Raw genomic sequence first — 21,480 nt, 5'->3', positions numbered from 1 at the left:
TCATGCCGTCGCCAGGCGGGCCTGGGAGCATTGGTAGGACATGCGCAGGTACACCAGGTAGAGCATCGAATAGCCGATCGCGTACCACAGCACGTTCTGGCGCAGCGTGCCCGGGGCCAGGAAGGCGCACAGGGTCATCAGGAACAGGGCGACCTGCCACAACAGGTCGACTTTCTGCCGGCCGGTCACGAAGAACACATAGCTGAGCGGGCTGGCGATGAAGTTCAGGAAGCACAGCGGCGCCAGGACCTGCGCCAGCTCGCCGGCCGGGCGCCAGTTGTCGCCGAAGGCAAAGGCGAACAGCTGGGGCGAGAACAGCAGCAGCACCACGGCCGGGCCGAGGCCCAGCAGCGACAGGGCCTTGAATGTGTAGCGGTAGGCGCGGCGGCAGTTGCCGACGGTTTCGAATTCCTGGACGGATTCGCGCTTGAACACTTCCAGCACGGAGGCGGCCAGCAGCGAGACCGGGGCGGCCAGCACGCGGTTGGTCAGGGCGTACAGGCCGGCCGCCAGGGCGCCATGGCGCATGCCGATCAGGAACAACGGCATCTGGCTGACCAGGGCGTTGAGCAGGTTCGAGGGCAGCGAGAAGCGCCAGAACTTCTGGTGCCGCAGCAGATAGGCCGTGGCCCTGTGGTCCAGGCGCAGCGTCAGGCGCGGCGAGGGTGGGCGCAGCAGCAGCTTGGCGGCGAACAGCCCGGCCGTCAGGCCGATCAGCTGCCCGGCCAGCAGGCCGAATTCGCCGGCGCCGAACCAGAGCAGGACCAGCTGGCTGAGCGCGATCGTCGCCGCGCCCCAGACCTTGGCGCGGGCGGCCTTGCCGAAGGCCTTGTGCGAGGTGGCGTAGGCCAGCATGGTCTGGGTATAGGCGGTCAGCCAGGTGCCCAGGCCGATCACCGCCAGCGCCAGCCAGGACTGTTCGCGCAGCGCCGGCAGGCCGAAGGCGTGGGCGCCCATCGCGGCCAGCGACACCAGCACCGCGGTGATCGAAGCCGTGTAGAGCACCACGCTGAAGCAGACCCGCTGCTGCTCCTTCTCGTGGTCGAGGATCATCGCCGTTTCCAGCCGCAGGGTGGCGGCGATGGCGGAGACGGCGACGACCCCGAGCCAGACCGAGAAAGCGCCCATTTCGCTGGGCGTGCACATGCGCGTGATCAGGGGCGCGGCCAGCAGGGGCATGGCCTGGGCCCCGAGCGCACCGCCCAGCACGGTGCCGACGTGTTTCCAGAAGCCCGGCAGGCTCATACGCTCAGCGCCGCGGCGGCGGGTGCGGCTTCCCGTGCAGCGTGCAGCAGTGTCGCGCACACTGTGCGAATCTCGGCATCCGACAGGTAGGGCCCCATCGGCAGGCTCATCACCTTGCCGGCCAATGCGTCCGACACCGGGCAAGAGGCCGCTGGGTCCAGGTGGGCATAGGCCGGCTGGCGGTGGATGGGCACCGGATAGTGCACGGCGGTCGGGATCTTCGTGGCCGCCAGCGCCGCCTGCAGTTGGGCGCGCTGTTCCAGCACCACCGTGTACTGCGCATACACGCTGGTGCGGTCCTCGCGCCGCAGGATGGGGCGTACGCCGGCCTGATTGCCGAGCAGCAAGGCGTCGTAGGTGGCGGCGGCGCGCTGGCGCTGCTGCAGTTCCCAGTCGAACAGTTCGAGCTTGGCCAGCACCACGGCGCACTGCAGGGTGTCCATGCGGCCGCCGACGCCGATGCGGGTGTGCACGTAGCGCCTGGACTGGCCGTGGACGCGGATTTCGCGCATGGCCCTGGCCAGCTCGTCGTCGCTGGTAAACAGGGCGCCGCCGTCGCCGTAGCAGCCCAGCGGCTTGCTGGGGAAGAAGCTGGTGCAGGCGATGCCGGACAGGTTGCAGCTCTGGCGGCCGCGGTAGCTGGCGCCGAAGCTCTGGGCCGCATCCTCGATGACGGCCAGGCCGTGGCGTTCGGCGACGGCGTTGATCTCGTCCATGTCGGCCGGCTGGCCGTACAGCGACACCGGGATGACGGCCCGCGTCCTGGGCGTGATTTTTTCCTCGATCAGGGCCGGATCGATGTTGCAGGTAAGGGGATCGATGTCGACGAAGACCGCGGTCGCCCCGAGCAGCACGATGGCTTCGGCGGTGGCGATGAAGGTGAATGGGGTCGTGATCACTTCATCCCCGCGTCCCACCCCGAGGGCCATCAGCGCGACCAGCAGGGCTTCGGTGCCCGAGGCCACGGTGATGCAGTGGCGCGCGCCGGTATACTCCGCCAGGCGCGCTTCGAGCGCGCCGACTTCGGGGCCCATGATGTACTGGCCGTGGTCGAGAACCGCCTGGATACGGCCGTTGATCAGCTCGCGCGATGCCTGGTATTGGGACTTGAGGTCGATGAATTCCATGATGTCTTGTCGCTCCGGTCAGAGTTGGGAGTGCGGGGGAAGCAGGCTGCAGACGCCCTTGACCAGCTGGTAGACCTCGCCGGTATGCGGGCAGGTGGCCTCGCCATTGCCGCCCAGGCGCAGCGGCAGGCGTTCGCCGAAGCGGCTGATCCAGCCGACCTGGCGTGCCGGCACGCCGGCCATCAGGGCGAAGTCCGGCACGTCGCGCTTGACCACCGCGCCGGCGCCGATGAAGGCGTAGGCGCCGACCGTCACGCCGCAGACGATGGTGGCGTTGGCGCCGATGCTGGCGCCGTGCCGCACCAGGGTGCGCCGGTACTGGTCCTTGCGCACGATGCCCGAGCGCGGGTTGTAGACGTTGGTGAATACCATGCTGGGTCCGCAGAACACTTCGTCTTCGAGTGTGACGGCGTCGTAGACGGAGACATTGTTCTGGATCTTGACGCGGTTGCCGATCACGACGTCGTTGCCGACGAAGACGTTCTGGCCGAGCGAGCAGCCGGCGCCGATGCGGGCGCCGCCGCAGACGTGGGAGAAATGCCACACCCGGGTGCCGGGCCCCAGCACCGCGCCCTCGTCGACGATGGCGCTTGCATGGACCGCATTGGTTTCGAGAGGCGCGTTCACGATCAGTACTCCAGCGGCAGGGCCACGCGCTGGCCGTCGCGCGCCGACTTGTAGGCGGCGATCAGCACCTCGAGCGACTTCAGTCCCTCGCGGCCGTCGGTTTCCGGCTCGGCTTCGCCGCGCAGCACCTTGATCACGTTGTCGTAGTAGAGCGGATGGCCGAAGCCGTAGACCGAGGTGGTCTCGTAGCTGGCGTCGCCCACCTTGTCGTCGTCCCGATCGGGGGTGGCGAATTCCCATTGCTGGATCTCGTTCACGGCCACGCCGCCGATGCGCACGGTGCCGTGCTCGCCCAGGATGGTGATCGAGCCTTCCAGGTTGCGCGGGTAGGTGAGCATGGTGACGTTCATGGAACCCAGCGCGCCGTTGCGCCAGCGCAGGCTCAGCACCCCCGTGTCCTCGACTTCGATGTCGCGCGCCAGGGTCGCGGTATAGGCCTGCAGGCTCTCGACCGGGCCGACGATCCAGTCGATCAGGTCGACGTAGTGGCTGGCCTGGTTCATGAAGGCGCCGCCGTCGAATTCCCAGGTGCCGCGCCACTTGGCGCTGCGGTAGTACTCCTGCGGGCGGGTCCAGAACACGTTCAGGTTGACCATGTAGATGCGGCCGAAGCGCTTCTTGTCGACCGCGTTCTTGAGCAGCTGCAGGGTGGCGTTGCGGCGGTTCTGCTTGACCACGAACAGGCGCACCCCGGCGGCGTCGGCGGCGGCCACCATGCGCTTGCCGTCCTCCCAGCGGGTCGCCATCGGCTTTTCCGTCATCACGTGGCGCCCGCTGTGGGCGATCTGGATCGCCTGCTCGGGATGCAGGCCGGACGGCGTGGTGACCACGACGATATCGGCATCGGCTTCGCGCAGCATCTGCTCCAGGTTGCCGTAGCCGTCGGCGCCGGTCAGGCCGACGGCGCGGTCGAGGGCGCGTGGGTCGACGTCGCAGACGCCGACCAGTTCGGCGCGGTCCTGGTGCTTGCGCAGCGCCTCGAAGTGGTTGTTGGCGATGCGGCCGCAGCCGACCAAGGCGAAGCGGATCTTGCGGTCCTGGATGGGGGCGGGATAGTGGCGCATGGTGGCGGTCCTCAGGCTTTCACGACGTTCGGGAGCGAAGTCGGGTAGACCCCGCGGGTATCGACGACCAGGGCGGCGTACTGCCGGATCAGTTCGTAGTCGAAGCCGCTGTGGGCGGTCGCCAGCAGCACCACGTCGTAGGACGCGATGCTCGAGGGGTTCAGCTCCACGCTCTTGAGGTCGAACCAGTGTTCGCGCATGCGCGGGAAGCTGGGCACGTGCGGATCGGCGTAGTCGACCGCCGCGCCTTTCTCGCGCAGGATCTCCATCATCTCGACCGAGGGCGATTCGCGCATGTCCTCGACGTCCTTCTTGTAGGCGATGCCCAGCACCAGCACGCGGCTGCCCATCACCGACTTGCCGCGCCGGTTCAGGGCGTCGGTGACCTTGCCGATCACCCAATGCGGCATGTCGCTGTTGATCTCGCCGGCCAGTTCGATGAAGCGGGTATGCAGGCCGTACTCGCGCGCCTTCCAGGTAAGGTAGAAGGGGTCGATCGGGATGCAGTGACCGCCCAGGCCCGGCCCCGGATAGTAGGGGGTGAAGCCGAAAGGCTTGGTGGCGGCGGCGCGGATCACCTCGTGGATGTCGATGTCCATGCGGTCGGCGATGATCTTCATCTCGTTCACCAGGCCGATGTTGACCGCGCGGTGGATGTTCTCCAGCAGCTTGGTCAGCTCGGCGGCGCGGGTCGAGCTGACCGGCACCACCTTGTCGATCGCCGGGCTGTAGAGGGCGATGCCGGCTTCCAGGCAGGCCGGAGTGACGCCGCCGCAGACCTTGGGGATGGTGCGGGTGTGGAAGTTCGGATTGCCCGGGTCTTCGCGCTCCGGCGAGAACACCAGGAACACGTCGCGCCCGATCAGGAAGCCGCGCGATTCCAGGCGCGGCTTGAGTTCCTCGTCGGTGGTGCCGGGATAGGTGGTGCTTTCCAGCGACAGCACCTGGCCCGGCCGCATGAAGGGCAGCAGGGCGTCGGCGGTGTCGAGCACGAAGGAGAGATCGGGCTCGCGGTAGGCGTTCAGCGGGGTAGGCACGCAGATGATCAGGGCGTCCGGCTCGCCGGCGCGGGTGAAGTCGCTGGTGGCTTCGAAGCCGCGTTCGCGGGCGCGGGCGATGTCGGCCGACTTGATGTGGTTGATATAGCTTTCCCCGCGGTTCAGGCGCTCGATCTTGGCGCCGTCGATGTCGATGCCGAGGACGCGGAAGCCCGCCTCGGCATAGCGCAGGGTCAGCGGCAGGCCGACATAGCCGAGCCCGATGATGCCGATCACGGCCGACCGCTTGTCCAGCCGCTCGGTCAGCTGTTCGAGATATGCCGGTTTGCTTTCGTCACGCATGAGTGTCCTCGTCAAAAAGTTAGATACGGAACGGCACGAATTTTCTTATCAGGCCCAGCCGTGGCGCTTCCGCGACCGGGACCGGCGTGGGCGCATTCGTGACCTGCTGCGGGGTGTATTCGGTGACGATGGCCTTGACCATCGACTCGATCATGGCGCGCTCGTGGGTCTCGCAGGCCATCATCAGGCAGGTGATGAAGGTCTCCAGCACGCTGGGATGGAGGGCGTTTTCCTTCATGCGCATGATGCGCGGGTGGTCGCTGGGGAAGACCACGCCGTCGGTCAGCAGCTCCTCGTGCAGCTTCTCGCCGGGGAACAGGCCGACGTAGCGGATCTCGATGTCGCCGGCCGGATTCTGGGTATTCTTCTCGGTCAGGCCGTGCAGCGCGATCATGGTGCGCGCCAGGTCGACGATGCGCACCGGCTCGCCCATGTCGAGCACGAACACGTCGCCGCCCTTGGCCATGGCGCCGGCCTGGATCACCAGCTGCGCGGCCTCGGGAATCAGCATGAAGTAGCGCGAGACCTCGGGGTGGGTGATGGTCAGCGGGCCGCCGCGGGCGATCTGACGCTGGAACAGCGGGATCACCGAGCCGGAGGAGCCCAGCACGTTCCCAAAGCGAACCATGCAGAAGGTGGTGTGGGCGCCATGCCGGGCCGCCGCGGCCTGGAAGATGAGCTCGGCGATGCGCTTGCTGGCGCCCATGATGTTGGTCGGGCGCACCGCCTTGTCACTGGAGATCAGCACGCAGGTCTCGACGCGGTGGCGGGCGGCCTGGGAAGCGATCACCTGGGCGCCGACCACATTGTTGCGCAGGCCTTCGACGATGTTGGTTTCCACCAGCGGCACGTGCTTGTAGGCGGCGGCATGGTAGATGGTGTCGACCTTGCCGTCGCGCAGGATGCGCTCGACCAGTTCGGCATTGCAGACCGACCCGAGGTGGGCCTCGATGGGGATGTCGGGGAAGCGCGAGACCAGTTCCTGCCGGATGGTGTACAGCGCGAATTCGGAATGGTCGAGCAGGTGCAGGCGGCTGGGCGCGACGGTGACGATCTGGCGGCAGAGCTCGCTCCCGATGGAGCCGCCGGCGCCGGTGACCAGCACGGTCTTGCCGCGCACGCAGCGGGCGAACAGGTCGACCCGCGGCGGCACCGGCGGGCGGCCCAGCAGGTCTTCGAACTTCAGCTCGCGGATGGTTTCCCGCGGCGTGAGCTTGTCGTCGGACAGATCGACCAGGCGGCTCAGGATCTTGGTGGCGACGCCGGCCTGGGCCAGGCGCTGCATGATGTCGCGCAGGCGTTCCGGCGACACCCCCGGCAGGGCCAGCACGATGGAGCGGACGGACATCGCCTGCACGATCTCGGCCAGGCGGTCGGTGTGGAAGACGCGCAGGCCGGCGACGTTGCGCTCGCTCAGGACGTGCTTGTCGTCGAAGAAGCAGACCGGGCGGTATTCGTCGCTGCCGCGCATGGCCTGGGCCAGGCGGGCCCCGGCTTCGCTGGCGCCGTAGATGGCCACCACTTCGGCGGCGCAGCGCTGTCTTGCATTCTGGTTGCGCAGGAAATTACGCATTCCCACACGCGAGGCGACCACATAGGAAAACACGATAAACCAGTAAATCGTCAGGGCGCTGCGCGGGAATCGTTCCTCGTTAATCGCGAACATGACGATATACGCGCATAAAATCGCGACGGCCAATGCGAGTCCCGTGACGCTCAATAGACGTTGATCAATAAATCGAATAACGGCGCGGTAAAGATCGGAGACGGAAAAGGCCGCAATCGTCACCACCGCCACCAATACATAAGAAGCGGGGCCGAAATGGGATGCGAGTTTCAAATCGCCGCCGCGCAGCAGCATTGCGACGAGAAAGCAGAATGGCAGCGCGATCAGGTCGGCTGTCACCATCATGGCGATTTTGGTCCTGCGGTGCAGGGACACCATCCTGGAGCAAAACTGGCCGACAAGGCCCTGATTTAGCTTTGGCATGATCTCGGAAAGGCTGCGTGGTTACGGGTTATCTTTTTCTCGGGGATATAGCCTGGCTAAATAAAGGCCGGTTTTATTTCTTGTGTCTTATTTCGCGGAAATAATTTCGGGTAGAGTAAAAATCGCCGCTTTTTAGAGTGCTTATTGCTGAGTAAGTTTATTATCCGATTTGGAAAGATTGATGGGTTTGACTATGCTCAACCGGCATAAGGGAATTAAATCTTTCTCTGCTAATTTGGAATTAGGAAATTACTTTCCTGAATTAATTTATTTCCCGATTGCAGGAATAAAAATGAAAATAGGAAATCGATCGGCAAAAAGAAAACGGGCCGCATCGAGCGGCCCGCGAGGGAGGAGGGGAGGAAGAAGGGATCAGGCGCCGGCGCCCGGGCGAGGCTGCGGTGCCATCGGCGGCACCACGATGTTCTCGTTCAGGCGCAGGAACTTGAAGCCGGCCAGCACCTGGCCGTTCTTGCCCTCCTTGCGGTTGCGTTCCTCGCGTGCCGCGGCGCGCGCGATGAAGGACTCGAAGGTCTCTTCGCGCACCTGCGGCTCGGACGAATGCAGGAAGTGGCGCTGGCCGTCCGCGCCCAGGACCACCAGGCCCACGTGCGAGGCCCAGTACTCGCCGTTGCGGGTCGAGATCACGTTCACGAAATCGCCTTCCTGCAGCTGGCCGGCGATGGAAGCCACCTGGTCCTTCGCCACATAGGCCTGGCGGCTGGTCTCGACCGGGATGTTGCGCTCGGTGTGGTGGCGGGTCTTCAGGAAGCGCGCGCGGTCCACCGTCATCGAATACGACGGACCGGCGGCGCCGGCCAGTTCCGCGCTGATGTCGGTGACCAGCCAGCGGTTGGCGACGTTCCAGTCCATCTCGGTGTAGTGGTTGCGCGTGGCGACGCCGATCACGCCGTCGCGGTAGCGGATCCGCTGCAGCATCCAGAAGAATTCTTCCCACGACTGCGACAGCGCCATCGCATAGGTGTGTTCCGCGAACACCACGCAGTCGCTGTGATCGAGGCTGAACATCGGCAGGTTGTCGTGCACCTCATACGGGAATTCGCCCAGCAGGTTCAGGGTGTAGGGCTGGCCGATGTTCTTGCGGCCGATCGCCGCGATGCGCTTGCGCAGGTCGGGTTCGGACTGGTGCACCCAGGCCACATAACGTCCCGTTTCGACTGGACTCATCTGATAGATCTGCTTCTGCAGGATGGTCTCGATCGTGACCGGGGCCTGTGGCTGGGATGCCACGGCGGGCGGCGGCGTGGAAGGCTGGGTGGCGCAGCCGGCGAGGGCGGCGGCGAGCAAGAGGCAGGCAAAACGCATGGGTGTCTCCAAGGCAGATGCAATGCCGCACGCTAGCGCGCCAGCAAGTATTTGCAAAATGAAAATTATGCAGGCGAGTATAACCCGCTGTTCTCCTCCGCCAGTAAACATTCCCTTGGGTTATGGATTCTCCACTACTTATCATTGTCCAACAGTTTCTCTATCGTCAATACTATGCGCGCGGCAGGGACACACCTGCCCCCGCATAACTATTCAGGAGAGTGAGAATGTTGAAACAGAAGCCGCTTGCAGCAGCCGTCGCCGTCGCGCTGGGTCTGGCTGCGCTGCCCGCGCTGGCCCAGAATGGGGCTACCGTTGGCGCGAACGCCATCCAGACCGTCGAAGTGACCGGTATCCGCGCCTCGATGGCGAAGTCGCTGGCGGTCAAGCGCGACGCGTCGGCCAACGTCGAGGTGATCACCGCCGAAGACGTCGGCAAGATGCCCGACAAGAACATCGCCGATTCGCTGCAGCGTCTGCCTGGCGTGGCGGTCCGTACCGACTACGACGAAGCGGAAAAGGTGTCGATGCGCGGCACCAATCCGGACATGGCGCTCATCCTGTTCAACGGCCACACCGTGTCCGGCGGCGACTGGTACGTCGGCGACCAGGCCTCGAGCAGCCGCTCGACCAGCCTGTCGCTGGTGCCGTCCTCGGTCCTGAACCAGGCCATCGTCTACAAGACCTCGCAGGCCAATGTCGTCGACGGCGGCCTGTCCGGCACCGTCAACATCACCACCCGCAAGCCCTTGCAGCAGAAAGAGCGCCTGGGCGGCGTGGTCACTGTCGGCAGCAGCTACGCGACCCTGCCGGGCAAGTTCGGCCCGGACATGAACGGCGTCATCAACTGGAAGAACGAGGCGGGCAACTTCGGCTTCATCTTCCAGGGCTTTGCCGAGAAGCGCTATGTGCGCCGCGATTCCTCGTCGCGCCTGGCCTACGGCACCAGCAGCGGCTGGGACGTGATCAACACCAGCACCATGAAGGGCATCACCGACGAATCGCTGGCCGGTACCGGCCTGAAGGCCTCCGACCTGAACGGCGTGCGCATGCCGGGCTCGATGGCCACCGAATTCGTCGAAGGCGTTCGCGACCGCAAGGGCGGCGTGCTGTCGCTGGAGTTCAAGCCGAACCAGGACATGGACTTCACCCTGACTGGCTTCCACTCGTCGATGAACGCGAATAACTACGGCCGCCTGAAGGCCGGCGCGATGTACTCGATGCTGCTGGGTAAAGCCTCGCTGGTGGACGGCGCCACCGGCGCCACCTCGCCGAACACCAACGCCACCGGCCAGCCGGGCGGCGCCCAGGTCTTCGCCTCGATCAAGAACCCGGTGATCGTCAACGAAACCACCTTGTACGGCGACACCATCCGCGTGCTCAAGAGCGCCGACATCATGTTCCCGGCCGGGACCGTGCCTCAGTATATCGGCAACACCGAAGGCTTCTACCGCGATGGCGCCAACGCCACCAGTTCCTTCCTGGACCTGAACGGCAGCTGGCGCGTCAACGATGCCCTGACGCTGAAGACCCTGCTGTCGACCACCCGCGGCGTGGGCAAGACCGACGCCGACCAGGGCCTGACCTACGCCAGCTTCGGCACCGGCACCTCGTTCGCGCTCGGCGACGTCGACAATGCGCCCTACGTGAAGTACTACGGCACCGGCATCAAGCCGGACCAGCTGGTGGGACGCACCATCTCGGGCCTGAAGACCCGCGACCGCGAGACCAGCGGCCAGATCGACGGCGAATACAAGCTCGAGAAGGGCTGGGTGCAATCGATCGAAGCCGGCCTGCGCTACGCCGACCACCACCGCGACAGCGAGCGCCGCTACCCGGCCTTCCATGCGCCCTTCCTGGTGAACGGCGTGCTGGTCGACGCGGGGCCGACCACCACCATCCCGTGGCCGTCGGACTTCGGCAACGGCCTGAACGGCCCGGCCGGCTGGGACAACACCGGCTATACCTTCCCGCCGGAAGTCCTGAAGCAGTACTTCGGCACCAACACCAAGGAAACCAGCGACCAGTACGAGCGCCGCATCGCGTCCGAGCTGCACATGCGCGAGCGCCAGACCTCGATCTACATGATGGCCAACCTGGAAAGCGGCGCCTTGTCCGGCAATCTCGGCCTGCGTTTCGTGCAGACCCGCGTCAACGCCGACATTCCGACCCCGATCGCGGCCGGCGTCTGCCAGCGTTCGGCGCCGAACCAGCCGGCGATTCCGTGCGCGGCCTTCCCGGACGCGATCACGACCGCGGGCGACCTGCAGCAGTACTACGACGACCAGACGAAGTACCCATTCAATCCGCTGGCCGGCAACATGTACTACTTCGCCAAGACCGACAAGAAGTTCAACAACTGGCTGCCGAGCCTGAACCTGCGCTACGAGCTGGACAAGGACATGATCGCGCGTTTCGGCGCCAGCCGCACCATCGGCCGCCAGAACTACAACATCCTGGGCGCGGGCCTCGGGACCCCGACCTGCGATGCGCAGGGCTGCCACGTGACCGGTCCGAACCCGGACCTGCATCCGCTGACCTCGGATAACGTCGACCTGTCCTGGAACTGGTACTTCGCGCGCCGTTCGATGGTGGGCGTGAACGTGTTCTATTCGAAGATCAATGGTTATGTGAAGACCGGCACCACCGGCGGCTCCTCCATCGACCTGTACGACTCGGCGTCGGGCGGCCTGAAGACCTATGCGATCAACACCTCGAGCCAGCAGGGCGCCCGCATCGGCGGCATCGAGCTGGCCTACGAGCAGCCGTTCGGCAGCACCGGCTTCGGCTTCACGAGCAACGTCAGCCGCGCCAAGACCAAGGTCGACGACGGCCGTCCGATGGTCGGCGCGTCCGAGTGGGCGGCCAACCTGGGTGGCTACTACGAGAACGACAAGGTGTCGATGCGCCTGGTGGCGAACTACCGCAGCGAGTACGTCAACAGCAGCACTGCGCCGGCGCCGACCGCCAACAGCCAGGGCCAGTCGACCGTGCAGGGCATCCTGATGCCGTCCGCGCCGACCATGGCCTCGCCGGTGACCACGCTGGCGTTCAACGGCAGCTACAACATCACCCCGGCGCTGTCGCTGTCCTTCATCGCCACCAACCTCACCAACGTGCGCCGCGCTTATTATCGTTACAGCGAAGACGAGCAGCAGAAGCTGGACGTGAGCGGCCGCCAGTACTACCTGAACCTGCGCTACAAGTTCTAAGCGCCGTTTTCCGTTGTCGTGCAAGGGGAGCTCCGGCTCCCCTTTTTTTTGAAGTGTGCGTCACCTAACGGTGCCCGACGGTGCGTTTCGATAAGATGAAGGCGTTGAGTGAGGACGCCAGCGAATACGCAGGCCGCCAACCACCTCAACAGGTTAGCCGGTCGCCTCGAGGATCGGCACCAGATTCCACGCCCTTTGGGAAGCGGAGGTTGTTCATGTCTTTGCCAACGACGAGTCATCCACCGAAGCACCTCGTGCGCGAGTACCTCGAGCGCCGCACGAAGGAAAGTGCACCGCCGCCGACGCCGGAAGAAATCCGTCGCCAGCTCGGCTGGGGCATGCTGATGCACTCGCACGACGACGACAAGATGGGCTCCTCGCGTTCCTGAACGGGCACCAACCCCAGCCTTACAGGAGAGCGCCATGACCAAGAAAATCGGCAACAAGCATATCGCCCAGCATCGCGGCAAGAAGGAACGCGCCGAGATCCACAAGACCAACGTCGCCCGCGAAGCGGTCAAGCAGGCCATCGCCCGCGCCAAGTACCGCAACCTGCAGAAGGGCCAGCCGAACATGGTCCTCGCGCAGCCGGCTGCCTGAGACCCAGGCGCGGCCGGTACCTGTTCCGGGTCCGGCCCAGCGCAACAAACCCGCCCCGGCGACGCGGCGGGTTTTTTTGCGTCCGCCGTTCGCCCGGCGTTCGCCGATCGCGCCGCCGTTCGCCGGCCTTTCCCCGCCATTCACCGAAAAGCGCTTCCGCTGCCGGCCCGTCCCCGGTTATCTTGTCCTCATTCCAACAAGGAGGACTCAATGAACAGCGAAGCATCGTATCACCTGCGGCGCCAGGTCCTGTGGGGCCTGCTGCTGATCGGACTGGGCGTGGCGTTCCTGCTGGACCAGCTCGACATCTATGAGATCGACCGCCTGTGGCACTACGCGCCGCTGCTGCTGGTCGTGGCCGGCATCAACCAGACCATCGGCTATCCGAGCGCGCGCGAATTCGTCAACGGCCTGTGGACCGTCTTCATCGGCCTGTGGCTGTTCGCCGTGTTCGAAGGCCTGTTCGGACTGAACTGGTTCAACAGCTGGCCGCTGTTCATCATCGTCGGCGGCATCGGCATGGCCGTGCGCCCGATCGCCGAGCGCCGCTTCGGCGCCAACCCGGACCGCACCCGCCAGGGCTGCTTCGACAAGAAGGGAGGCAGCCATGGCCAGTGAAAACAGCCACGCTGCCCGCGCGGGCAGCCAGGTCGTGATCGGCCTGCTGGTGGTGGCCTTCGGCGTGCTGTTCCTGCTCGATAACCTGAACATCATCTACCTGCGCCACGTGATCTTCTTCTGGCCGCTGGCCTTCGTCGCCTCGGGCCTGGTGGCCCTGTTCAGCGACGGCCCGCGCAGCGGCCGCATCACCGGCATCGTGCTGATCGCGATCGGCGTGGCGATGACCATGAACCGCCTCGGCTACTACTTCATCAGCTGGCGCACCTTCTGGCCGCTGGTGATGATAGGCCTCGGCGGATTGATCCTGTTCCGCACGCTGGGCGGCGGGCGCGTGGCGCGCGTCCACGCCGGTCCTTACACCAAGGACGATGCCAAGGCCGACAACGTGATCGACATCACCGCCATCCTCGGCGGCTTCGAGCGCCGCGTCAGCACGCCGGACTTCCGCGGCGGCGAGATCACCGCGATCATGGGCGGCTGCGAGATCGACCTGCGCGAAGCGGGACTGGCCGGCGAAGCCGTGATCAACGTCTTCGCGATCTGGGGCGGCATCACGATCAAGGTGCCGGCCGACTGGACTGTCGTCCTGCACGGCTCGCCGATCATGGGCGGCTTCACGGAAAAGACGGCGCGCCCGCCGGACAACAGCAAGCGCCTGGTGGTCACCGGCTACGCCGTCATGGGCGGCGTCGAAGTCCGCAACTAAGGCGGCACGATGCACGGCGTGGTCTCCAGGTGGTATGCGGCGCTGCTCTACATGCTGGCCTGGCTGCTGCTGGGCCTGGCGACCGCCGCGCTGCTGGCCGCCGGCGGCGCGGGCTGGGGCGCCAGCCTGCTGTTCGCGGTGCCGCTGGCGATCGTCTACGCCAACGCCACCGCCTTCTCCGCGTATTACGTGTGCCGCGCCTATCCGATCGGCCACAAGCACCCGGCCGCGATCGTCGGCGGGGTCGGCGCCACGGCGGCTTGCGCGGCGGGGCTGTGGTGCGCGATCGGCTCGGCCTGGGCCGCGCTGCTGCGCACCTTCATGCCGGAAGGCGAGCTGTTCGAGCTCGATGCGGCGCGGCTGGCGACCATGTTCGCGCTGGGCGTGATCCTGTATGGCCTTGCGGCCGCCGTGAACTACCTGCTGATCGAAGCCGAGCGCGTGCGCCAGCTCGAGACCCGCGAACTGCAAACGCGCCTGATGGCCCAGGATGCGGAGCTGCGCATGCTGCGCACCCAGGTCGACCCGCACTTCCTGTTCAACAGCCTGAACTCGATCAGCGCGCTGACCTCGATCGACCCCGGCGCGGCGCGCGCGATGACCCTGCGCCTGGCCGGCTTCTTCCGCCTCAGCCTGGGCCTGCATGCGGAGCGCAAGGTGCTGTTGAGCCGCGAGCTGGAACTGGTGCGGGACTTCGTCGCGATCGAACAGGTGCGCTTCGGCGAGCGCCTGCGCTTCGAGGCCGGCGCGGCGCCGGACGCGCTGTCCTGCCTGGTGCCGCCCATGTTGCTGCAGCCGCTGGTGGAGAACGCGGTCAAGCATGGCATCGGCCAGATGATCGAACCTGGCCGCATTCATTTGTCCGCGCTGCGTGCGGGTTCGCTGCTGCGCATCGTCGTGGAGAACGACGTCGATCCGGATACCGTGGGCGTCAAGGGCCCGGGCGAAGGCGCGGGCGGCGTCGGCCTGGAGAACGTGCGGCGGCGGCTGGCGGCGGCCTACGGGATCGAGGCCAGCGTCCACTGGACGCGCGAGGACGATCGCTTCAGGGTCGAGCTGGCGCTGCCGGCCGAGGCCTTCGACACCGTAGAGGAGAGCTGAGAACATGCGTGTGATCATCGTGGACGACGAGCTGCTGGCGCGCGCCGTGCTGCGCGAATACCTGGCCTTGTATCCGGACCTGGAGATCGTCGCCGAATGCGCGAACGGCTTCGAAGCCGTGAAGGCGATCGCCGAGCTGGCGCCGGAGCTGGTCTTCCTCGACATCCAGATGCCCAAGCTGGATGGCTTCGAGGTGGTCGAACTGGCCGGGGCAAAGACCCAGTACGTGTTCGTCACCGCCTACGACCAGTTCGCGCTGCGCGCCTTCGAAGTGCATGCGCTGGACTACCTGCTGAAACCCTTTTCGCGCGAGCGCCTGGAGCAGGCACTGGCGCATGCGCGCGCACGGCTCGGCAGTCCGCAGGCCGGCGCGGCCGCGCTGGACGCCGTCGCCGCTGCGAGCGAGGCGGCGCAAAGGCGCGCGCCGCTGGAGCGGATCCTGATCCGGGACGGCACGCGGGTGCAGGTCGTGATGGCGTCCACCATCGACTACATCGAGGCCCAGGACGATTACGTGCAGGTGGTCGCGGCCGGCAAGGCCTGGCTGAAGAGCCAGCGCCTGTCGGAGCTGGAGGAACAGCTGGACCCGGGCGCCTTCCTGCGCGTGCACCGTTCCTATATCGTGAGCCTGGCAGCCATCGAACGTATCGAACCGTCCGGCAAGGATGGGCATTGCGCGGTGCTGCGCGGCGGCGCGCGCATTCCTGTCAGCCGCAGCGGCTACACCAGACTCAGGGAGCTGATGCGCTAGACCGCGCCTCGACGTGCCACCAGGCCGGCAGCAGTTCGAGCACCTCCGGCCGTGCGAAGCGGTCGTCGATCAGCCAGACCGTGCCCTGGTCCTGCTCGGTGCGGATCACGCGGCCGGCCGCCTGCACCACCTTCTGCAGGCCTGGATATAAATAGGCATAGTCGTAGCCGGCGCCGAACAGCGCCTGCAGGCGTTCGCGCAGCTGCTCGTTGACAGGGTTTATCTGCGGCAGGCCGAGGGTGGCGACGAAAGCGCCGATCAGGCGCGCGCCGGGCAGGTCGATGCCTTCGCCGAAAGCGCCGCCCAGCACCGCGAAGCCAACGCCTCTGCTTTCGGAGGTAAAACGCTCCAGAAACGCAGTGCGCTCCATCTCGCTCATGCGGCGCGACTGGCGCCAGGCCGGGATCTCCGGATGGCGCTGGGCCAGCATGTCGGCGGCCTGCTCGAGGTAGTCGAAGCTGGAGAAGAAGGCCAGGTAGTTTCCCGGCTGGTCCGCGTACTGGCGCGCCATCAGGTCGGCGATCGGGACCAGCGAGCTTTTCCTGTGCTGGTAGCGGGTCGAGATCCCGCGCGCCACCTCGACTTTCAGCTGGCTTGCCACGAAGGGCGAGTCGACGTCGATCCAGGCGGTGTCTTCGGGCATGCCGAGCAGGTCGGCGAAATAGTGCCAGGGGCTGAGCGTGGCCGAGAACAGCGTGGTCGAATGCGCGAACTCGAAGCGCGGCTTCAAAAAGGGCGCCGGCACCAGGTTGCGGATCGCCAGCGTCGTGTCGCGCTCGTCGGTGCGCGTGAGGTCGAACAGCGAATGCGTGCCGAAGGATTCCGCCAGGCGCTGGAACTGCAGGGCGTCGAAGTAGAACGCCTGCAGCGCCGGATCGAGGCCGCCGTCCGCCATGGATTCGGCGAGGTGCTCGGTGATCGCGCTGGTGGCGTTCTGCAGGCTGTCCAGCAGCTTTTGCGGTATCGCCTCCAGCACCTGGTAGGGAAGCGGGGCGGCTTTGCCGGCTTCGGTCCAGGCGCGGCCGACCTTTTCCAGCGGCTTCTGCACGGCCGGCGGAGCGACGGCGCGGGCCGCGCGCAGGCTGCCGCGTTCCAGTGAAGTGCTGTACATGCCGCGTGCGCGCGACACCAGGTTGTGCGCCTCGTCGGCCAGCACGCTCACCTTCCAGCCGCGCTCCAGCGCCAGCGCGTACAGCATGGCGCCGCCATCGAACCAGTAGTTGTAGTCGCCGACGACCATGTCGCTCCAGCGCGCCATCTCGCTGCCCAGGTAATAGGGACAGACATCGTGTTCGAGGCCGATCGTGCGCAGGGTCTCGCGGTCCAGCAGCGGCGCATCCAGGCTGGCGGCGCGCGCCGACGGCAGGCGGTCGTAGAAGCCGCGCGCCAAAGGGCAGGCGTCGCCATGGCAGGCTTTGTCCGGATGCTCGCAGGCCTTGTCGCGCGCGGTCAGTTCCAGCACGCGCAGGGGGATCGTGCCGCCGGCCTTCAGGGTTGCTGCTGCATCCAGCGCCAGCTTGCGCCCTGGCGTCTTCGCGGCCAGGAACACCAGCTTGTCGATGTTCTCCTTCGGCGCCGCTTTCAGGGCGGGGAACATGGTGCCGAGGGTCTTGCCGATGCCGGTCGGGGCCTGGGCCAGCAGGCAGCGCTTGCCGGCATTCGCGCGGAACACGGCTTCGGCGAGCTGGCGCTGGCCCGGGCGGAAGTCCGCGTGCGGGAAGCGCATGCCGGCCAGGGCGTCGTTGCGCGCTTCGCGATGGCGCATCTCCTGCTCGGCCCAGGCGATGAAGCGGCCGCAGTGGTCTTCGAAGATGGCTTTCAGCTCGGCGCGCGTGCGGGTCTCGCGGAGCAGGGTCTCCTGCTGGCTGCCGATGTCGAAGTAGACCAGGGCCAGGTTGACCGTTTCCATGTCCAGCTGCTCGCACATCAGGTGGCCGTAGATGCGCAGCTGGGCCCAGTGCAGGTGGCGGTGGTTGTCGGGGATGCTGGTGAACTGGCCGCGGTAGGTCTTCACTTCCTCGATCAGGTTCTGGTCCGGGTCGTAGCCGTCGGCGCGGCCGCGCACGTGCAGCAGGCCATAGTCGCCTTCGAGCGTGACCTCGGCGCGGTAACGCTCGCCGCGCCGCGAGGCCACCACGGCGTGGCCGGCGATGCCTTCCAGGGCCGTGGGCGAGGGCGTGAAGCGCAGGTCGAGGTCCCCTTGCTTTGCGGTGAACTCGCACAGGGCCCTGACCGCGACGGTATAGCCTTTTACCTCGCCGCTCAAGCCGCCTCCTGCCATTGCAGGTAGCAGACGGTCACCGGCATGCCGTGCTCCCTGCAGTACTCGATCCAGCGCAGCTGGTTGTCCTGCAGGCGGTCGCCGGGGCCTTTCACTTCGATCATCTCGTAGCGCGCTTCGGCCGGGAAGAACTGGATCAGGTCGGGGAAGCCGGTGCGGTTGTCCTTCACGTCCTGCAGGATGCGCTGGCACCACAGCTTCAGGTGCGCCGCGGGGATGCAGTGCAGGGCGGTCTCGAGGATGGCGCGGTCGAGGTAGTCCCAGGCCACGAAGGGCGACTGGATGCCGGCCTTCTCTTCCCAGGTGGCCAGGATGGCCTCGACGTGGCTGCCGTCGTCCAGGCGCGCCAGGCAGGCCCCGAACTCGCGCGCGCGGCGCTGGTGGAAGTCGGGGCTGTACAGGTCCGCCGGGCCGCGGTGGAAGGGGTGGAAAAAAGCGCCGGGGATGGCCGCGAACACGGCCGGCCAGCACAGCAGGCCGAACAGGGTATTCGCCAGCGTGTTCTCGACGTAGAAGACCGGGGCTTCATCGCGGTGCAGGTGTTCCAGCACCACGCCTTCGACGCGCCATTCGCCGCCTGGGCCAGTCGAAATGCGCGGCAGATTCAGATCGAGCCGCGCGGGCGGCGGCGCCTTGCGCGCTTTCACCTTGGCGTGGCCGAGCTTACGCGCCAGGCGCGGACCGATGCGCAACAGGTGCTGGCGTTCGGCTTCGCTTTCCGGCGCCTGTTCGGCCGCGCAGAACAGCGCGTAGGCCTGGTCGAACTTCTCGTCCTTCTCGAGCACGCGCATCGCGCGCGAGCGGGCGCCGGGAAAGCGGCACCCGGCATAGACTGCGTGGGCGGTCTCCCAGTCCTTGTCCTTTTCGAATTGCTGGCCGATGGCGAACAGGAGTTTTTCGCGGCGGCTGTCCAGCCAGTCGTTGTCGAAGCCGTGGCGCGGCACGTCCTGCAGGACAGCTTGCAGCACTTCACGGAATGCTTCACAGCCCGGCTCGAGTTCGTAGAAACGCTCGCGGCAGGCGTGCAGCTGCAGGTAGTGCTCGATGTCCCGGCGCGAGCGGAAGCCGCGCGACGCCTCGGAAAACTCGACTTGCTCGAAGCGGAACAGGCCCAGGTCGGCCAGCACGAATTCGGTCCAGTCCTGGTGCAGGTTGCCGAAGAAGACCAGGCGCAGGCGGTCGCACAGGGGTTTCACCTGGATCGTCCACACGGTGTCGGGGCAGCCGGCATACCACGCCGAGAAGGGACGCGGCTCGGCGTGCTGCCCGCGCAGCGCTTCCAGCTGCTCGTCCTTGCGCGCTGCCTTCAACGGCGCTTTCAGGGCGAAGGCGTCGACGATCTCGGGCTTGACCAGCAGCTCGAACAGGGCGTCGATGCCGAGCACCGGGTCGGCGACGATCCAGCCGGTCGGCAGCAGCGCCTGGGCGGCGGCGACCGGGCAGCCGATCTCCGGGTAGTTCATCTTCGAAGCGCGGAACAGGCTGCCCTTGCGCATCACCATGCGCACGAACAGGGCCTGGGCAGGGCGGGGCAGCCCGGCGAAGGCTTCGATGAAAGCCCGCTCCTCGCCGTCGAGGAGGTCGGCGTAGCGCTGGGTGATCCAGTCGAGGACGCGCTGGAAGTTATCCAGATAATAAAACTCGTTTTCCAGAACCCTGATCATGTCGCACCATACTGTAACTTTGTACAGTATAGCGGCGCGGCTTTGCTTTACCCAGCAGTAGCGGGGCTTTTTTACGACAGCTTGGCGTTTTGCTATGGCTTGGCGGCCGCTTCCTCGGCCTCCTGGCGCTTGTTGGCGTGCTGGATGATGGCCGAGATCAGGGCGACGTCGGTGTCGACCGCGCCCGGCGCCGGCCTGGCTTGCGCGGCGGGACGGCGGCTGCGCGGTTCGGCGTGGGCCAGCCCTGGGGCGCGGGCGGCAGAGGCAACAGCTTTGCCAGCGGCGCCGCGCGATGCACTCCTGGACGTGGCGGCGTGCGAGGCCGGACGCGGGCGCTCGGGCGGCAGCTCGCGTTGGCTCTCGCGCCGGTCCTCATGCTGCGCGATGCGGCCGGCATGCTGTTGCGGCGGCAGCACGCGCAGCGCCGTGAGCGGCTCGGCCGCCTCGGCGGTCCCGGCGGGAGCGAGGTCGACGATGGTGGCGCCGGCCGCCTGCGCCTCATCGACCACTTCGGCGCTTGCGCCGGCGGACGCGGACGCGGTCACGGCAGCCGGAACCGGCGCCGGCGGCGCGGCGATCGCCGGCGCTTCCGTGACCGGCCGGATCTTCGTTCCGGCGCTCCCGGACAGCGCCGTATTGCCCGTGGAAGCCGGGCCGTTGTCGAGCGCCAGCCATGCCAGCGAGCCCACCAGTCCGGCGACGAGCAGGCCGGCGGTCCCGTACCAGACCATGACCGGCAAGCCGCCCAGTCCGCGCAGCAGGCGCCGCAGGCGCCCGCCCGATTCGTGGCGGTCGAGCATGGCGAGGATATTCGTCTCGTTCGCCGTCCGGCGCGTCGAGGACATCAGGTTCGGACGCCGCGATCCGGATTGATCTTCATCTGTAGGGCGCACTGCGGTCCTCCTAAGATTGGACACCAATGCCAATTAGAAACAAACCGGAGAAGCGGATGCTGATCTTCCTCGCCCTTTTGTACTTTTGTCTTGCCTGCAGCCTCATCTGGCTCGCCTGCTTTCCCGGCGGACGAGCCTCGGTCTTGCATTTCCTGGGCGGACTGCAGCGGCGTTTCCAGATGCGGACAGGCGGCTGGCGCGCATCCGGCGGTTCGGCCTTGCGCGATGCCGGACCGGCGCTGCGCTGGCGCTGGCGCCGGGGTGCGACCGACCTGCGCGGCTGGATCCGCAAGCACCGCGCCTTCGTCGCCGTCGGCCTGCCGCTGGTGCTGATCCCGCCGCTGGTCGCGCTGCTGTTGCGCCGGCCCGACATGCTGCCCGGTTACGAGCCAAGCGACACCATCGTCGACGCCCAGGTCGCGGCCCTGCTGAAGGGCGAGCAGCTGGTGCCGCCGGCCTCGCTGCCGCCGGTCGCCTTCACCACCCGCGAGGTCGAACTGGTGCGGCCGATGCTGGTGGACGCCAGTCGCAACTGGGGCCTCATGCATCCCGACTTCAACCAGCGCCTGCTGCTCGTGTTCCGCATCATGAAGGAAAAGTATGGCTACGAGATGGCGCTGCTGGAGGGTTACCGCAGTCCGGCGCGGCAGGACCTGCTGGCAAAAATGGGCTCGGCGGTGACGAATGCCAAGGCCTTCCAGAGCTGGCACCAGTACGGGCTGGCGGCCGACTGCGCCTTCCTGCGCGACGGCAAGCTCGTCATCTCCGAAAAGGACCCGTGGGCGATGCGCGGCTACCAGCTCTACGGCGAGGTCGCGGAATCGCTGGGCCTGACCTGGGGCGGGCGCTGGACCATGATGGACCTCGGCCATACCGAACTGCGCCTGCGCGGGGTGATGCGGCGTTGACGCCTTTACGGTCGGGGCAATTGT

Annotated in this window: 18 protein-coding genes; 8 read left to right on the top strand and 10 right to left on the bottom strand. The window is 66.6% G+C overall.

Translation table 11 applies throughout. The annotated features are described in order from the left end of the window. The 7 genes from ACFPO9_RS03880 to ACFPO9_RS03850 form a co-directional block, all read right to left on the bottom strand. A complete protein-coding gene (locus ACFPO9_RS03880) occupies positions 1 to 1,245 on the bottom strand; it encodes a lipopolysaccharide biosynthesis protein (RefSeq protein WP_379767316.1) in 1,245 nt (414 codons plus the stop codon). Beyond that, positions 1,242 to 2,372 (bottom strand): DegT/DnrJ/EryC1/StrS family aminotransferase, encoded by a 1,131-nt coding sequence (locus ACFPO9_RS03875; RefSeq protein ID WP_379767314.1) that lies wholly within the window; start codon positions 2,370 to 2,372, stop codon positions 1,242 to 1,244. Before ACFPO9_RS03875 ends, ACFPO9_RS03880 begins: the two co-directional genes overlap by 4 nt. A gap of 18 nt (positions 2,373 to 2,390) precedes the next feature. Further along, entirely contained in the window at positions 2,391 to 2,999 is a 609-nt protein-coding gene (locus tag ACFPO9_RS03870; RefSeq protein WP_379767311.1) for an acyltransferase, read from the bottom strand. A gap of 2 nt (positions 3,000 to 3,001) precedes the next feature. After that, entirely contained in the window at positions 3,002 to 4,063 is a 1,062-nt protein-coding gene (locus ACFPO9_RS03865; RefSeq protein ID WP_379767308.1) for a Gfo/Idh/MocA family protein, read from the bottom strand. A gap of 11 nt (positions 4,064 to 4,074) precedes the next feature. Further along, on the bottom strand, positions 4,075 to 5,403 hold the full coding sequence (locus ACFPO9_RS03860) for a nucleotide sugar dehydrogenase (RefSeq protein WP_379767305.1): 1,329 nt from the start codon (positions 5,401 to 5,403) through the stop codon (positions 4,075 to 4,077). Positions 5,404 to 5,422: 19 nt separating this feature from the next. Further along, positions 5,423 to 7,264 (bottom strand): polysaccharide biosynthesis protein, encoded by a 1,842-nt coding sequence (locus ACFPO9_RS03855; RefSeq protein WP_379767603.1) that lies wholly within the window; start codon positions 7,262 to 7,264, stop codon positions 5,423 to 5,425. 501 nt (positions 7,265 to 7,765) lie between these two features. Beyond that, a complete protein-coding gene (locus ACFPO9_RS03850) occupies positions 7,766 to 8,719 on the bottom strand; it encodes an N-acetylmuramoyl-L-alanine amidase-like domain-containing protein (protein ID WP_379767303.1) in 954 nt (317 codons plus the stop codon). A gap of 227 nt (positions 8,720 to 8,946) precedes the next feature. Between ACFPO9_RS03850 and ACFPO9_RS03845 the strand changes: the two genes are divergently transcribed. The 7 genes from ACFPO9_RS03845 (at position 8,947) to ACFPO9_RS03815 (ending at position 15,710) form a co-directional block, all read left to right on the top strand. Beyond that, complete coding sequence (locus tag ACFPO9_RS03845) at positions 8,947 to 11,931, top strand: TonB-dependent receptor (RefSeq protein ID WP_379767300.1); 2,985 nt, start codon at positions 8,947 to 8,949, stop codon at positions 11,929 to 11,931. A 215-nt stretch (positions 11,932 to 12,146) separates the two neighbouring features. Further along, positions 12,147 to 12,320 carry a hypothetical protein gene (locus tag ACFPO9_RS03840; RefSeq protein WP_230027270.1) on the top strand — a complete coding sequence of 58 codons (174 nt, stop codon included), beginning with the start codon at positions 12,147 to 12,149 and terminating at the stop codon, positions 12,318 to 12,320. Positions 12,321 to 12,354: 34 nt separating this feature from the next. Continuing rightward, a complete protein-coding gene (locus tag ACFPO9_RS03835; protein ID WP_379767298.1) occupies positions 12,355 to 12,531 on the top strand; it encodes a hypothetical protein in 177 nt (58 codons plus the stop codon). A 210-nt stretch (positions 12,532 to 12,741) separates the two neighbouring features. After that, on the top strand, positions 12,742 to 13,149 hold the full coding sequence (locus ACFPO9_RS03830) for a LiaF transmembrane domain-containing protein (protein WP_230027272.1): 408 nt from the start codon (positions 12,742 to 12,744) through the stop codon (positions 13,147 to 13,149). Further along, complete coding sequence (locus ACFPO9_RS03825) at positions 13,139 to 13,858, top strand: LiaI-LiaF-like domain-containing protein (protein ID WP_379767293.1); 720 nt, start codon at positions 13,139 to 13,141, stop codon at positions 13,856 to 13,858. The genes ACFPO9_RS03830 and ACFPO9_RS03825 overlap by 11 nt, the downstream gene beginning before the upstream one ends. 9 nt (positions 13,859 to 13,867) lie before the next feature. Continuing rightward, the gene (locus tag ACFPO9_RS03820) at positions 13,868 to 14,959 is read left to right on the top strand and encodes a sensor histidine kinase (RefSeq protein WP_379767290.1); all 1,092 of its coding nucleotides are present in this window, start codon (positions 13,868 to 13,870) and stop codon (positions 14,957 to 14,959) included. Between the two features lie 4 nt (positions 14,960 to 14,963). Then, positions 14,964 to 15,710, top strand: coding sequence for a LytR/AlgR family response regulator transcription factor (locus tag ACFPO9_RS03815; protein ID WP_379767287.1), 747 nt, complete (start codon positions 14,964 to 14,966; stop codon positions 15,708 to 15,710). On the opposite strand, the gene ACFPO9_RS03810 is transcribed toward ACFPO9_RS03815, so the two are convergent. From ACFPO9_RS03810 to ACFPO9_RS03800, 3 genes are all read right to left on the bottom strand, one after another. Beyond that, positions 15,691 to 17,991, bottom strand: a complete 2,301-nt coding sequence (locus tag ACFPO9_RS03810; protein WP_379767284.1) for an ATP-dependent DNA helicase — start codon at positions 17,989 to 17,991, stop codon at positions 15,691 to 15,693. The two genes, ACFPO9_RS03815 and ACFPO9_RS03810, sit on opposite strands and share 20 nt — an antisense overlap. Then, positions 17,973 to 19,655 carry a VRR-NUC domain-containing protein gene (locus ACFPO9_RS03805; RefSeq protein ID WP_379767281.1) on the bottom strand — a complete coding sequence of 561 codons (1,683 nt, stop codon included), beginning with the start codon at positions 19,653 to 19,655 and terminating at the stop codon, positions 17,973 to 17,975. The genes ACFPO9_RS03810 and ACFPO9_RS03805 overlap by 19 nt, the downstream gene beginning before the upstream one ends. Before the next feature lie 92 nt (positions 19,656 to 19,747). Further along, a complete protein-coding gene (locus tag ACFPO9_RS03800) occupies positions 19,748 to 20,548 on the bottom strand; it encodes a hypothetical protein (protein ID WP_379767278.1) in 801 nt (266 codons plus the stop codon). 56 nt (positions 20,549 to 20,604) lie between these two features. On the opposite strand from ACFPO9_RS03800, the gene ACFPO9_RS03795 reads away from it, so the two are divergent. Beyond that, positions 20,605 to 21,456 carry a M15 family metallopeptidase gene (locus ACFPO9_RS03795; protein WP_379767275.1) on the top strand — a complete coding sequence of 284 codons (852 nt, stop codon included), beginning with the start codon at positions 20,605 to 20,607 and terminating at the stop codon, positions 21,454 to 21,456. Positions 21,457 to 21,480: the final 24 nt, after the last annotated feature.

The organism is Massilia aerilata, from assembly GCF_042656905.1.
In the GTDB taxonomy this organism is placed as follows: Bacteria; Pseudomonadota; Gammaproteobacteria; order Burkholderiales; family Burkholderiaceae_D; genus Telluria; species Telluria aerilata.
The sequence above is the reverse complement of the archived record's forward strand: the minus strand, read 5'-3'. Positions and strand labels throughout refer to the sequence as shown.